This is a genomic window from Microcoleus sp. AT8-B5, assembly GCF_036705565.1.
Taxonomy (GTDB): Bacteria; Cyanobacteriota; Cyanobacteriia; order Cyanobacteriales; family Microcoleaceae; genus Microcoleus.
In genome coordinates this window covers 14,723-29,348 of sequence record NZ_JAUBUY010000016.1, presented here as the reverse complement: position 1 = coordinate 29,348, position 14,626 = coordinate 14,723, and the positions used below count along the sequence as shown (strand labels likewise).

General features: G+C 43.3%; 9 protein-coding genes, 1 other RNA gene and 1 pseudogene. 8 read left to right on the top strand and 3 right to left on the bottom strand.

Features of this window, described 5'->3' with window-relative positions; genetic code table 11:
- Window positions 1-334: 334 nt before the first annotated feature.
- The 4 genes and pseudogenes from QUB39_RS13170 to QUB39_RS13155 form a co-directional block, all read left to right on the top strand.
- A complete protein-coding gene (locus QUB39_RS13170) occupies window positions 335-1,291 on the top strand; it encodes a hypothetical protein (protein WP_333053692.1) in 957 nt (318 codons plus the stop codon).
- Between the two features lie 125 nt (window positions 1,292-1,416).
- Window positions 1,417-2,094: a hypothetical protein gene (locus tag QUB39_RS13165; protein ID WP_333485071.1), complete on the top strand. Its 678-nt coding sequence runs from the start codon at window positions 1,417-1,419 to the stop codon at window positions 2,092-2,094.
- Between the two features lie 39 nt (window positions 2,095-2,133).
- Window positions 2,134-3,009, top strand: a complete 876-nt coding sequence (locus QUB39_RS13160; protein WP_333312636.1) for a hypothetical protein — start codon at window positions 2,134-2,136, stop codon at window positions 3,007-3,009.
- A gap of 428 nt (window positions 3,010-3,437) precedes the next feature.
- Window positions 3,438-3,572: pseudogene (locus QUB39_RS13155) on the top strand (IS630 family transposase); the annotation flags it as partial.
- Window positions 3,573-3,645: 73 nt separating this feature from the next.
- On the opposite strand, the gene ssrS reads toward QUB39_RS13155, so the two are convergent.
- A non-coding RNA gene (ssrS, locus tag QUB39_RS13150) (6S RNA) lies at window positions 3,646-3,833 on the bottom strand.
- Between the two features lie 50 nt (window positions 3,834-3,883).
- Window positions 3,884-5,146, bottom strand: a complete 1,263-nt coding sequence (locus tag QUB39_RS13145) for a 5-(carboxyamino)imidazole ribonucleotide synthase (RefSeq protein WP_333485070.1) — start codon at window positions 5,144-5,146, stop codon at window positions 3,884-3,886.
- Between the two features lie 338 nt (window positions 5,147-5,484).
- Between QUB39_RS13145 and purD the strand changes: the two genes are divergently transcribed.
- Both purD and QUB39_RS13135 read left to right on the top strand, forming a co-directional pair.
- A complete protein-coding gene (purD, locus tag QUB39_RS13140; protein ID WP_333208178.1) occupies window positions 5,485-6,765 on the top strand; it encodes a phosphoribosylamine--glycine ligase in 1,281 nt (426 codons plus the stop codon).
- A gap of 170 nt (window positions 6,766-6,935) precedes the next feature.
- Window positions 6,936-9,101: an ATP-binding protein gene (locus QUB39_RS13135; protein ID WP_333053697.1), complete on the top strand. Its 2,166-nt coding sequence runs from the start codon at window positions 6,936-6,938 to the stop codon at window positions 9,099-9,101.
- A 120-nt stretch (window positions 9,102-9,221) separates the two neighbouring features.
- Here the strand turns inward: QUB39_RS13135 and QUB39_RS13130 are convergent, their stop codons facing one another.
- Window positions 9,222-10,577: an O-antigen ligase family protein gene (locus tag QUB39_RS13130; RefSeq protein WP_333231762.1), complete on the bottom strand. Its 1,356-nt coding sequence runs from the start codon at window positions 10,575-10,577 to the stop codon at window positions 9,222-9,224.
- A gap of 33 nt (window positions 10,578-10,610) precedes the next feature.
- Here QUB39_RS13130 and QUB39_RS13125 point away from each other — a divergent pair, with 33 nt between their 5' ends.
- Together QUB39_RS13125 and QUB39_RS13120 are read left to right on the top strand one after the other, a co-directional pair.
- Entirely contained in the window at window positions 10,611-12,041 is a 1,431-nt protein-coding gene (locus QUB39_RS13125; protein WP_333053699.1) for an SLBB domain-containing protein, read from the top strand.
- Window positions 12,042-12,062: 21 nt separating this feature from the next.
- Window positions 12,063-14,294, top strand: a complete 2,232-nt coding sequence (locus tag QUB39_RS13120) for a polysaccharide biosynthesis tyrosine autokinase (protein WP_333053700.1) — start codon at window positions 12,063-12,065, stop codon at window positions 14,292-14,294.
- The last annotated feature ends 332 nt before the right edge of the window (window positions 14,295-14,626 follow it).

The window sequence follows — 14,626 nt, the reverse complement described above, 5'->3', positions numbered from 1 at the left end:
CTTATACCAATTTTTTATGAGCCTCCATAGAATCCGATCCCCCCTAGCCCCCCTTAATAAGGGGGGGACAAGATTCCGATCAAAGTCCCCCTTCTTAAGGGGGATTTAGGGGGATCGAGATATGTGCAACTTCACATTAAATTGGTATTACGCAGATCCACTACTTTTGCCAAAACAGCCCACCTTTAGCCTATCGCCGCAGTTTTCCCTGGCATCGCAGGGCTAAATATTAATGATTATTCAGCCTCGCACATAATTTTCCACACAGGCCTTGACATCCACAGAAGCGCGTGTCATGATTAAGTTGATGAATAAGTCAACATAGGTGAAAACTATGGCACGGCAAGCAAAACAATCATCTCAAGTCAAACGTTCCAGCAGCCAAGCAGCCTCCAATACTCGCACCAAGTTTACCCTCTACAATTTTGCCGGAAACGCCAAGGCATTCTATCTAGTCGATCGCATTAATTTAGAGAGAACACCAGGCGATATCCCAGAAAAATCCGTCGCTCACAGCATCATCATCATCGATCGTTCCGGCTCAATGTATTATGACTTAGAACCGCTGAAAGAAACCCTAATCAAGCTTTTGACCTTAGACGAGTACAACAATTACAAGCTAATCGTCAGCCTGATTTCCTATGCTGGCAATGGGGACGTAATTTGTCATTTCCAGCGAATTCCCATTCAAGAAGTGCTGAAGTTTGACTCTCCATACATCAAAGAAATTCAAAAAATCCACACGGCTGGCTCTACCTGCATATCGCAGTCGATGCAACTCGCTAAATCTCTGGTTAAAGCGGGAGAAATGACAGCGATAAATTTGCACACAGACGGCTATGCAAATGACCCAAGTGCCAATTCGGAAGCTGCAAAACTAGGGGAAATTTGCGAAGAACTCAAAGACATGGATGTGTTTGCCAACACCATATCCTATGCCTCTGCTGACTTCAAACTTCTCTCCAAAATCGCCAACACATTATCGGGAAATTGCATCCGCGCGGGCGAAGTTAAAATGGTTTATGATGCTCTTTACGACAGCACAAAACTGTTAGGCAGTTCCGTTGCACCGCCGCTGGAAGAACCGTTAATTAAGGAATATGATTATCAAGTTTTTGTTTCCAAAAGTGGCAAGAAAATCAACGGTTCATCGAGTACGCTGAAAATCTGCGGGCTGAAAGCAGACGATCGCGGACTGTTTTACAAATATCAGAAAGTCGCCAAAGATGAGTATGACAAATTAGATGTTCCCGTTGCTCAAACTGATGAGTCATTCGATTTTAGATTTTAGATTTTAGATTTTGGATTGACCCCAGGGATAAATGCGGGGGCAATAAGTGATTTTCGATTTTCGATTTGGGATTGATTCCACGGATAAATCACGTGGCGGGTACCACATGAAGAAATTCGTGGTCGGTGTTGGCTTTTGCGAAAGCTAACCTCGCTGACGGCAATTTAAATACGGCTAAGTATGCGCTGGCGAGCACCTTCGATGCTACTTTGACGGAAAAACACGCGAAAGCTTTGACAAATGCCCAAATAGCCGAGTTTACGGAAGATTTGGAACAGGCTGTTTTTGCGCCTGATGTGTTGAAAAATCATGAAATTGGCGATCGGGTAAAAGTTAGCGAGAAAATTTCCCTGCTGGAGTTAATCAAGATATTGGAGGAAAACAGCAACAGCATCATCATCAACTTGAAACACTTGCAAGAAAATTATCAGCGAAAAGGTTTGAAGCGAATTGAAGGAAAGCGAGACGAAAACGGCAACCTTGTCAAGCCTTGGCTGAAAACTGAATTCTTAGATGGTGGCGAATACGTGCAAATGGGTTCATTTGCCATCAATCAAAATACCGCTACCATCAATATGCTGATTACCCGAAAAGCTAAGCTGGTAAAAGTTGAGGATGAAACTTTAATCGCCGAAGTGGCGGGAATTCTAGTTACAGACCTCAATACTTTCAACAATTATACCATTGTCAGCGACGGCGAAGTTAATATTAAGTCGCTGCGAACCAAAATCAGCAGCAAACCTGTGTTTGATTTGCTCAAAAAATGCGGTCTCCTTGAAAAAGACGGTTCGCCCGTGCAATAATTTGACTTCCGTTCCGAGTACGATATTAAGTTAGAGACTTTGCCCCTCGTGCCTTTTGACGGGCGTTACGGCAGCCTTGACGGAGTGTTTGAGGAACTAGCAGAAATCAAAATTCTCTCTAGCATTCTCTCGGCTCATTTGAAGGAGGAATCTGAGGCTTACACTGCGGAACAATTGGAAGAATTGAAACAGCATTATCTGTCAAAAAGCCTTTACATCAACTTTCCGACGACGACGGAATACACAGATTTAAAAAGTGCGATCGCCAACGGTTCAGTAGATTCGCGAGTCAGCTACAAAATCGACATCGGCAGCAAAAACATCCTCAACTTCGGCAAGTTGCACTCGGCCAACAAATTTCTCGATCGCCTTTATGAAGTTTACCACAAAAACACGGGCGAAAAGCTAGCAAAACCGACATTTGACATCACCTTAGATGAGCCTGTTGTCTTCGCCCACAAAACGCTGTCATCCCGAACAAAAATCACCAAAGTTGACGACTTGATGAAACTGATTTTTGATGAGTTTTTGGGGTTGGAGGATAACGGAATTGTTAGCGCTACTTTAGCCAAAGTGGGTGCAGATAGTTTGCTGCGCCTTTTGCAAGCGAAATGGCAGGGAGAAGATGTCAAGCGAGACGAATTTGTCGCTGCTTTAGCTAATGCGAATGAGCGACTGGAAGCTTATGCTGAAAAAGTGTACAGGGAAAAAGTTTCACCGCTGGTTTTCTATATCGGTTCTACTGGACTTATCCCGGATGAAATGGAGGCAAAAGCGGCGACTGCTGAGGAAATTAATTCTAAATACGGCAACTTGCAATTTTCTAAAGATGAGCAAGAGGGGATGTTTTTTGAAGTGGGAGACTGCATTATTAGCGTGTATGCTAAGAATGAGTATTTCACTGTAGGGAAGTAGGAATTAGGGTGGGCTTTTGCCCACCTTGGTTAAATATTTTTATTGGAAGGGCGATCGATTCCACGCCGGAGATTTTGCTGAGAGTTGACCAAGAATTTCAAAGGTGGTACCCGCCACGTAATTTATCCGTGGAATCAATCCAAAATCTCAAATCTAAAATCCTCAAGCCCCCGAATTTATCCGTGGGTTCAATCCAAAATCCAAAATCTAAAATCTAAAATAGAATGACTGCTTTACTGCATCAGTTTGTGGAAATTATTACCAGGGCGATCGCAAGATGATTGGGAACATCTCAAATTTGCAAATAGACTGCTAAGCTGTCGCGCATTTAAATTGTATATTCAGGGCGGGCGGGACGCCCATCCCACAAGAACCATCACGCATTCTAAGTTATTTAATTCTCATTCCATATCCGTTATTTTTCGATAAAATATATTGCAAATCGACTTTTTACATCTATTGAAGAGCTGGAGTATTTATTGCAGATCCTCTTAAATGAAGGACAATTAATAATTAAATGGGGTCGCCAAATCAAAAACAAGGGTAATGCTTGTATAGTTTAAATATGCAACAGCTTATCTCAAAAAAAAATAGGCTAGCCATATTTCACAGCGCCTATCTCTATCCAAATTTTAATGGTTCCCCGCAACGCCGTCTTACCTCAGCTTTTGACCTGGTATTTTACCAGGTGGGTACCGTTGGCTCGGACTTAAAGTTTCTGGGTACAAGCCCAGTTTACTGCTGTCCAAACATCTTGATTCCCGAGAGTTAAGAGTTATAGATCAAAAAAACATTATTGGCAGTCACCAACGTCGCAGTAGAACCTTTATTAAATATATACCAACTAACCCGATTTTGGCAAGCTTCGAGCAATTTAACTTGCATACCAGATGGATTCTACGGTTTGAGCGATCGCCAGTGCTTGCGATCGCCCCTGAGCCACCAAATCCGCGTCGATCACAACTGTAACGTGACCGAGTTTGCGGCCGGGACGCGATTCTTTCTTACCATACCAATGGACAAAAGCACCACTAATTTGTGCCAGTTGTTGTCTTTTTGCTAAATAATCGGACTGGGCAGACTCGTAGCCTAGCAAATTTACCATGACAGCGCCTGCACATTTCAGAGCCGAATTACCTAAAGGCAGTTGACAAACTGCGCGCAAATGCTGTTCAAATTGGGAAGTTTCGCAAGCATCGATCGTAAAATGTCCCGAGTTGTGAGTGCGGGGTGCAATTTCATTGACTAACAGCTTATTGTCGGCGGTTAAAAATAATTCAATGCCGAATACGCCGACAGCTTGCAAACTGTTGAGGAGAGTGCGGGCGATCGCACAAGCTTCATTTTTCACCTCTAAACTAATATCAGCGGGCGCAATCACCAGATGACAAACCTGATTTTGCTGCTGAGTTTCCACGATCGGATAAGTCGCAATTTCCCCATTTGCCGATCGAGCTGCAATCACAGCCAACTCGCGATCGAACGGCACAAACTCTTCCACTAGCAAAGACTGACCTTGGAGTGTAGCACGAATTGACTCAAAACTCCCCCGATCCTTAACAATAAAAGTACCTTGGCCGTCATAACCGTGGCGGCGAACTTTGACGACAAAGGGAAAGTCGATCGATCCAGCATCCGAGTCTCCTGCAATCTGCACGCTGTCGGAAACAGAAATTGCCGGAAAGTCGATCGCCACCGAATCAAACAATTCCGGGGGCAAATCCGCGCTGCAATCCCATTCCCAAAACCTCGGAGTTGGCAAACCCAAACCTTGTAAATAACAGCGCTGAACGTACTTATCCAACAAAGGAGAAAGCGACGACAAACTCGGCTGAAATAACACACCTTGCTGTTCTAGTGGCAGCAAACCATCTAAATTTACAAACTCATTTTCAAAAGTAATAACATCGCATCCAGCCGCCAATTGAGCCGTAGCCAAAACATCATCAACAGCAGCCAAAACAGCACCAGCAGCAACAGAAACGGCCGGGTCAGTAGCATGGGGAGTTTGCACTACCAATTCAATACCTAGCGCCCTAGCAGCATCCCCCATCATTCCAGCTAGCTGGCCGCCGCCGACAACGCCCACCCGCTTAAATTTGGCAGACGAACTCGCAGCGGTTTGATTTGATTTCATGTGAGTAAAATTCCGCAGAGTCAACCTGCCTATCTTATCGCTATTTGTCGCCGGATGAATTACAGTAATTGCAGAGTTAAAAGCCAGAAAATAGTTTTAATTGCAGGATTAAATCGAGGCAGAACCTAGAAAAATTGGGCAGCTAAAGTCTTTAATTATTGCACGCTCCCAGCCATTGAGAAACAGCCGTCGAACCCCACTCCTCCAGAAAAGTGCCACATCTAGCAATTCCCTAGCGCCAAGCATGGCATAATTGACAGCACTGCAAAAAGCAGATAGACAGATGCCAACACTGAAAATCAGACATTCAGGGAACAAAATTTATAGGTGAGGATACTGTGAAAGTTTTAGTTGTGGGAAACGGAGGTCGCGAACACGCGATCGCAAAAAAACTGCTAGAATCTACGCGGATTAAACAAGTATTCTGCGTGCCTGGGAACGGCGGCACAGCTACCACCCCAGGCTGTCAAAATCTGTCGCTCAACATCGACGACTTCCAAGGCATCGAACGCTTTGCGATGGTCAACAACATCGGATTAGTCATCGTCGGCCCCGAATTGCCCCTATCGCTAGGCATCGCCGACTATTTCCAACAGCGAAAAATGATGATTTTCGGCCCCACCAAAGCCGGCGCCCAAATTGAATCCAGCAAATCCTGGGCCAAAGAACTGATGCTCGAAGCAGGCATCCCCACACCCAAAGCTGCCGTATTTACAGACGCAGAAGCAGCCAAAGCATACGTTCTGGAACAAGGAACCCCAATAGTCATTAAAGCAGACGGACTCGCATCAGGCAAAGGAGTCACCGTTGCCACCACCGTCAAAATGGCTCACAGCGCCATCAACACCATTTTCCGAGGCGAATTCGGCACCGACAACATCCGAGTCGTCGTCGAAGAATTCTTAACCGGTCAAGAAGTCTCGATTCTCGCCCTCACCGACGGCATCACAGTGGAACCGTTGCTGCCGGCCCAAGACCACAAAGCTATCGGCGAAGGCGACCAGGGAGCCAACACCGGCGGTATGGGAGCCTACGCCCCAGCGCCCATTGTCACCCCGGAACTCATGGAAAGGATTCAAGAAGAAATTCTCGAACCCACCCTCTCCGCACTGCAAAAACGCAAAATCGACTACCGGGGTGTACTCTACGCAGGTTTAATGATTACCCCCGACGGAGAACCCAAAGTCTTAGAATTCAACTGCCGTTTCGGAGATCCCGAAACTCAAGCGGTTTTGTCACTGCTGGAAACGCCTTTAGAAGATTTGGTGCTCGCCTGCTGTCAGCAGCGTCTCGGTGAATCTTCTATTCGCTGGAAGTCGGGGGCCTCTGTTTGCGTAGTTTTGGCTTCTGGGGGCTATCCTGGAAGTTATCAAAAAGGCAAAGTTATTACAGGTATCGAGGAAGCTGAAGCCAAAGGAGCAGAAGTCTTTCACGCCGGCACCCAGTTGAAGCACCAGCAGTTGGTGAGCGACGGCGGCCGGGTTTTGGGCGTCACCGCAGCGGGAGAAACTTTGGAACAAGCTATCTCCACAGCTTATGCAGCAGTTGATTGCATCCAATTTGAAGGCGTCTACTGCCGTCGGGACATCGGTCGCCGAGCTCTGGGCGATAAAAATTAGGAATTGCGACATCGACCGCCATCCGAAAGCCAAGCAATCTCAATGTAGAAATGTAACAATGAAGTTTGGTATCTCTGCGGTGGCGGTAGCGGACAAGTCGCATCAGAAAATTTTATCTGAAGCCAACTGAATTTATCTTGCTTTTAATATTGAACGGGTGAACTGGTGAAATGCTGGCCATACTAAACAAAATCGGAGAAATTATTGCCCGCTGGTGGTCGGATTTTACCCTCCAGACCCGCCTGATGGCCGCTGCTACCCTCGTAGTGTCGTTAATTATGAGTGGCCTGACATTCTGGGCCGTGAATACTATCCAGCAAGACGCCCGACTTAACGATACTCGTTACGGCCGCGACCTCGGCTTGCTGTTGGCAGCAAATGTGGCGCCGCTGATTGCCAACAACGATCGCTCCGAAGTCGCCCGCTTTTCCCGCCAATTTTACAGCAGCACCTCCAGCGTCCGCTATATGCTTTACGCAGACGAAGCGGGAGATATTTTTCTGGGGATACCCTTTTCGGAATCCGAGGTGGAGACTTCCCTGACACTGCGCCGCCAGATCAAACTTCCCGATAATTTTCTCGCCGATATTGAGGCGAGAAATTTAACTTCTTTGCCTTTGGTGCGGCAGCATTTGACCCCCGATGGAGAAGTTACCGATGTATTTGTGCCGTTAATTCATGAAGACAAATATTTGGGAGTTTTGGCGATCGGCATTAACCCAAATCCCGCAGCAGTTATATCTTCAAATCTGACTAGGGATGTCACTTTAGCAGTATTTGTGACTATTTGGGTGATGGTCATTTTGGGGGCTGTATTTAATGCCCTGACAATTACTCAGCCGATAAAACAATTAGTCTTCGGGGTCAAAAACATTGCCAGCGGGAATTTTAAGCAGCGAGTTGACCTGCCTTTAGGCGGAGAATTGGGCGAGTTAATTGGCAGTTTTAATGAAATGGCCCAGAAACTCGAAAGTTATGAAGAACAAAATATTGAAGAACTGACAGCGGAAAAAGCTAAGTTAGAAACTTTGGTATCAACGATTGCTGATGGCGCGCTTTTATTAGACGCAAATTTGCAGGTGATTTTAGTTAATCCGACAGGGATGCGGATTTTTGGATGGGAAGGCAAAAATGCGCTTGGAGTAAATGTTCTCAACATTTTGCCTTCGGAAGTGCAGCAGGAGTTGGCTAGACCTTTGCAGGAAATAGCTGCGGGCGATCGCGACGGCGGCGAATTTCGCATCTCCATGAGCGAACCAGTTAACCGTACAATTCGCATTGTTTTAACTACAGTCATTCTGCACAAAGCGCCCGGTGCCGAACCGCTGTGCAGAAGCTGCATCCGCCACGAGCAAAATACCTGTACCGAACCACAACGCCCGGTAGCTGTAGAGTGTACTTTCTACGAGCAAACCTCCAAGCATCAAGGTTCCGGAAATTACCGAGAAAGTCTCAAAGGCATTGCAATGACAGTGCAGGACATTACTCGGGAAGTAGAACTAAATGAGGCTAAAAGCAATTTTATCAGCAATGTTTCTCACGAATTGAGAACGCCTTTATTTAATATCAAATCTTTTATCGAGACTCTGCACGAGTACGGAGAAGACCTTCTAGAAAGCGAGCGCCGGGAATTCCTAGAAATTGCCAATCGAGAAACCGATCGACTAACTCGTTTAGTAAACGACGTGTTAGACTTGTCGCGACTGGAATCCTGTCGAGTTTATCACTTGGAAGCTGTTGACCTACCGCAAGCTGTGGAACAAACCCTGCGGACTTATCAGTTAAATGCTAAGGATAAAGGCATTGAATTAGAGCAAGAAGTTGACCCGTATTTGCCGCCTGCTTTAGGTCATTACGATTTGCTGCTGCAAGTATTTGCAAATTTAGTAGGAAATGCCTTAAAATTTACTGAGTCCGGCGGCAAGGTGGCAATTCGAGCGTATTTGCTAGAGTCGGAGACGCCCACCTACAAAGACGGTCAATCCGTCAACCAAAACTTGTCACCGGATGCTAAACATTTTCCGGTAGTGCGGATCGAAATTTCTGATACTGGGATTGGCATAGATCCTGAAGACCAACAAGCAATATTCGATCGCTTTTTCCGGGTAGAAAACCGAGTACACACTTTAGAAGGAACGGGATTAGGTCTTTCTATTGTCAGAAACATTATTGACAAGCACCACACTAAAATTAATTTAGTTAGCGAAGTTAATGTGGGTACGACTTTCTGGTTCGACTTGGCAGTTTATCAGCCGCAACAAACAGTAGAGATGGAAAATTCTTGGCCCGTGGAAGCAACGGTGGAGAGTGAAACAATTGCGAGTCATATTAAGTGAGCCCACTTAATTAAACGTAAAACGCGATCGGTGTTAAAGCCCCGACTTCTTTAAGAAGTGGGGGATATGCCTATTCTTTGTAAAGATTCTCCTAATAGGCCTGACCAAACGCTGACATCATCAGGGTGGATTATCCTTAGCTGTCCTATCTAAGCTCAATTTTACCGATAAAACTACATACCAACACCAATAAGTACCAACCCCCAATAGTCCCCCCTCTGTCAAATTGGTCATTAGCATAAATGTTAATAAATACAAAGGCAAACCTGACTCTGGAAAAGTTCCTTTAACTAGGTACTTTATACCTCTAAATATATTATTCAAAAATGACCCAATAAACAACAAGAGTCCGGCCCAACCCAGTTCGCAAAGTATATCAATAAAACCATTGTGAGAGTGGGGTGGCACAAAACCAGTTTTAGCTACTACAATTCCGTAAGCGGGATTTTCCGAGCGACGCCACCACTGCCAAAATCCTTGTATTCCATAACCAAATATGGGATTGTTTTGATTAATTCGATCAATAATTAAAGGCCAAAAATCGGTTCTACCTGTTAAAGTCATATCTTTTTTCAAACCATCCACAATAATAGCCTCTAAATTATTTAATACCAAAATACTTATACCTATACTACCGACCAAAAATAAGATAAAGCAGAGAAAAGCCCATTTTACAGGTAATTTTTTTAAGAGGGCTAAATAACTCCACAAACTGATTAATACCACTGTCAAAATCCGACTAGCACCACTACAACCTTTTTGCAATCCTACTAAAGCTATTAAAGTTATAAATAATGATAAATATCGATACTTACGATCCTTAAAAGCATATAAAAGCCATAAAGAAGCTGTATTAGCCATTTGAAAAGAAAAAGGGTTTTTATGACCTAAAACTCCTGTCCAACAACCGTCTGGCGCTGCATTTGTTTTCACAAGTGACCATAAAGCTAATAAACCAGTTAGCCATCTCAATAATCCATAAATTTCTAACCAACTATACACTTTCCCTACATAAATAGAAGCCAGTGTTACTACCCAAATAGCAAAAATAGCCCTAAAAGTAATTTCAGGAGTTTGTGACCACAAGCCCGATAAAGTCATAATCAACAAAAACAAACCTAAAAAAATGTCTCCTGCTATCCATTTAATGCACATAGAAACTGTTTTTTGGGTAGTTTTAGTTAAGCGGGGAAATAGCATTAATATCATGCCCCCATAAATGGCAATTTGAGCAATCATCGTTGGGGGTGTAGTTTCTAAGTTGTAGAAAACGTTAGGATGGAGTTTGGTAAAGGGCATTGCCGTGATCCCCGAACCACCAGTGATGGTAAAAAAAAGTATGCCCACAAAAATCTTTTCTAATGTGCCACTCAATTTCGGATGGCGTGCAGCTAAAATATAAATAGTCACAAACACGATAAGCGTTAAACACAATAGCATCAACGCAAACATCGGCATTCTTAAAATATCTTTCATGGCTTTACCTCTATCATAAATTTGTTACTACCTATGAAATGGCTTACTCTCCGTGCTTTACAACTGCCACTGCTGGCGCTGGTACTCACTCTCTCCTACCCTCAAACCAACCTCGCTCAGTCGCCAGCCCCCGCAACAAGTATTAATACTGATTACTATCTAGGTGGTGGAGACAATATTAAAATTGATATCTACGATCTGCCTCAGCTTAGTGGGGAGTATCAAATTCCCGCTGGGGGAGCTATTCAAATCCCCATTATTGGTAGTGTTTCCCTTCAAGGATTAACTTTAGAACAGGCAGCCCAAGTTATCACTAGAGCTTATGGTAAGGTCGTAAAAAGACCTTTAGTTACAATCAGCTTACAAGCTGCCCGCCCGCTTAATATTTGGTTATCGGGTGAAATAAGTCGTCCGGGCTCTTACTTATTACCCCTAGCTAATGGAGGTGGAACTAGACCATCGATTCAGTTTCCCACGCTTCCTCAAGCTTTAGAAAAAGCTGGGGGTATTCGAGCTAGCGCTGATATTCGACGAGTAATTGTGCGGCGTCGGCTTACGGCTAACAAAGAAATAACTATCACTTATAATCTGTGGGATTATTTACAAACTGGTCAGAGCAGCCAAGATATCACGTTGCGAGATGGAGATCAAATCTTGGTTCCCCCTCAAGAAACCATTAATTTAGCAGAAACAAATCAACTTAGTGAATCTAATTTTTCTATACCAGCAGATCAACCCCGTACTGTCTCAGTATTCGGAGAGGTGAAGCGTCCGGGTAGATATGTAGCCATTGGTGGTGATACCCGAAATGGTGAAAGAACCAGCGGACAACCGACCATCATTCGATCTCTACAACTAGCTGGTGGCATAACATCAATCGCTGATATTCGGCAAATCCAACTCCAACGTTATACTAGAAGTGGCCAACAACAAATTAGAACTATTAACCTCTGGCAATATTTGCAAGAACAAGATACCTCTCAAGATACTATACTACAAGAAGGGGATATCATCTTTGTCCCGACAGCGACGGCGATCGACCCCGGAGAAGTTTCTGTTCTAGCTACTGCTAGCTTTGCTCCGGCGACTTTGCAAGTAAGTGTTATCGGAGAAGTCAATGCTCCGGGTGGACTCAAATTACCTCCTAATACTACCTTAAATCAAGCAATTATGAGTGCGGGAGGTTTTCGACCAAATCGCGCTAACTCTAGATATGTGGAACTGATCAGGCTAAATCCTAATGGCACGATATCTCGATCGCAAGTATCAATTAACTTTAATCAAGGAATCGACGCTCAAAGCAACCCACTGATTCAAGATAATGACATAATTATAGTGGCACGATCGAGGACTGCTATATTCGTAGACAACATTAATACTGTTTTCTCACCAGCTAGTAATATTATTGGTGGAATTCTCGTTCCCACCCGACTGATAGAGCTACTCAGACTATTCGGAAATTAGGAATTAAATAAGATTCTTGCTATGGATAAAAAACTGTTGTCTTCCATCAAAAATGACCTTAATGGTCAATATTTGTCTGCTCCCTCCGCTAATTACCTAGCTAGTACCCCAGCAGAGGATGACCAAGTTCTTGATATGAATTGGGTACTAGCTGTCATCAAACGTCGCCTTCTGGTGATGGGCATAGTAGCTGCCAGCATAGCTACTTTAAGCGGTAGTTTCGTGCTCAGGGCTGCCAAAAACTCTATTACTGAGTATGAAGGAAAATTCACAGTTTTAGCAGAACCGATTACGGCTGACGATCGGCTATCAAAACTATTGGTTCAAGCTCAAAATAACAGTTTAGGCATCACAGACTTGAACAAAATTAAATCATCAGCGGAAGACGGTTCCTCGGTGGATTATCAAAGTTTAGCGCGGGTTTTAAAAAGCCCAGAAGTGTTACTACCATTAGTCAATAAATTGCAAACAAAATATCCAAAATTTGACTATAAAAGTCTCAGTAGCCGCTTGACTATCCAACGTATTACTTTCTTGCGAGATGGGAAGCAGGGTGGTACTAAACTCATAGATATTAGCTATCGCGATCGAGATCCAAAGCGCATCCAATATGTGCTGGATGAAACTGCAAAATATTACCTAGAATATATGGATAAAGAGCGTTTGAAAGTTAGCAAACAAAGTATTGATTTTATAGATCGACAACTGCCCCCACTCCAGCAGAGAGTCGATAAATTGCAACAAGAATTACAAATGTTAAGGCTTCAGTATAACTTTAATCAACCCGAAGTACGCAGCCGCAGCCTATCAGATCAGCTCGATAATTTAACTAATCGTCGCCTAGAAGTGCAAGCACAACTGGCAGAAAGTAGGCTTCAATATGAAAGCTACAAAAAAAGAGCGTTAACGGGCGATAATCGTTGGATTGTTGATATTAGCCCCAAATCCTATGAAAATTTAATTAGCAAAGTAAATGAAATAGAGTCGCAATTAGCTTTAAGCTCTACTCAATTTTATGAAAATAGCCTTCCCATTCAATCTTTGCGGGAAAAGCAGCAAAGTTTGCGTGATTTAATCAAAAAAGAAGCTGATATTGTCCTCTTGCAGATGCAATCACAACTAAAACAGTTGGAAGCTCGCGAGCGATTGATAACTAATAGCCAAAATTCACTGCAAGCAAAAATCACTCAAATGCCTCAAGCTCAACTTCGCTATGATGACATACAATTAAAACTAGAACTAGCTAAAGATAATCTCAAACTCTTCCTCGAAAAACAAAAAACTTTACAACTAGATGCTGGTCAAATTGATGGCTCTTGGCAAATTATATCTAAACCACAGTTAATCACAAACGAAAATGGTGATTTTTACCCAGTAACAGAAAAACCAACCCGTCGCCACCTAGCCATTGCGATCGTTATTAGCACTTTACTAGGCATTGCTATAGGTTTCCTAGTAGAAGTTTTAAATACTGTTTTCCATACTCCCGAAGAAATTAAATCAGCAACTAAACGCCCTATTTTGGGAGTCATTCCGATCGCCAAAGCGATGAAAATTAAATCTGGTCGAGGTGAACGTGTTCCAGCTAAATTCACTAGCGTAAGTTCAAATACTAACAGTGCAAGCTTAAAACGAATAATAGTTTCAAATTACAAAGATTTTCCTGTAGTCGAGGCATTTCACTACTTATACACAAATATTCAATTATTAAATGCTGAACACCCAATAAGTTCTTTAACCATCACTTCGACCATTAAAGGTGAGGGTAAGTCAACTGTAGCACTTTATTTAGCTAAAACTGCTTCTGCTGTTGGTAAACGAGTATTATTAGTGGATGCTAATATGCGTGTGCCTCAACTGCACACATATCTTGGCTTGTCAAATATGAAAGGTTTAAGTAATGTTTTAAGTTCTGATTTAAGCTTAAATGAGGCTATTCAGCGATTACCCGACGATGACAATCTTTTTGTCCTCACAGCAGGTACTATTCCCTCTGATCCAATTAAATTACTTTCTTCGAGAAAGATGCACTATTTAATGGAACAATTCCTAGCCTTATTTGATTTAGTCATTTACGATACACCACCTTTAATTGGTTTAGCAGACGGTCATTTACTAGCTTCTCAAACTGATGGTACAGTGCTGATAGTAAAAATAGAAAAAACCGATCGCGGGATGGTAAATAAAGCTTTAGATCAACTAAATGTAGCAGATTTTAAAGTCTTGGGAGTAGTAGCTAATGGGGTTAAATAACGAACGCTAAAAATGGAGTTAGATAGGGAAAGGAAGACGTAAGACTATTTGGGATTTTTGATGGGCGAGAGGTATTAACTTACTGGATAGGGGTTTGGAGTTAGCCTATATAGCAATCCTTGCAGGAGTCGTAAATTTTTTACCCCACCCCAACCCTCCCCTTGGTAAGGGGAGGGAGTAAGAAATTCCTAAATGATGCGACGATTGCTATAGTGGGATTCTTTTGGGAAACTGGTATAAGAAGTCGATGTAAAATGCAAAATAAGTAAATCAACTTAATTAAACGTAAAACGATCGCACTCTTACCACCCCGACTTCTTAAAAGTCGGGGT

What these genes read in the sequence shown, in the direction of transcription:
- QUB39_RS13170 (WP_333053692.1), top strand. Translation starts at nt 335, where the DNA reads ATGGCACGGCAAGCAAAACAATCATCTCAAGTCAAACGTTCCAGCAGC.
- QUB39_RS13130 (WP_333231762.1), bottom strand. Translation starts at nt 10,577, where the DNA reads ATGAAAGATATTTTAAGAATGCCGATGTTTGCGTTGATGCTATTGTGT.
- QUB39_RS13145 (WP_333485070.1), bottom strand. Translation starts at nt 5,146, where the DNA reads ATGAAATCAAATCAAACCGCTGCGAGTTCGTCTGCCAAATTTAAGCGG.
- QUB39_RS13120 (WP_333053700.1), top strand. Translation starts at nt 12,063, where the DNA reads ATGGATAAAAAACTGTTGTCTTCCATCAAAAATGACCTTAATGGTCAA.
- QUB39_RS13125 (WP_333053699.1), top strand. Translation starts at nt 10,611, where the DNA reads ATGAAATGGCTTACTCTCCGTGCTTTACAACTGCCACTGCTGGCGCTG.
- QUB39_RS13135 (WP_333053697.1), top strand. Translation starts at nt 6,936, where the DNA reads ATGCTGGCCATACTAAACAAAATCGGAGAAATTATTGCCCGCTGGTGG.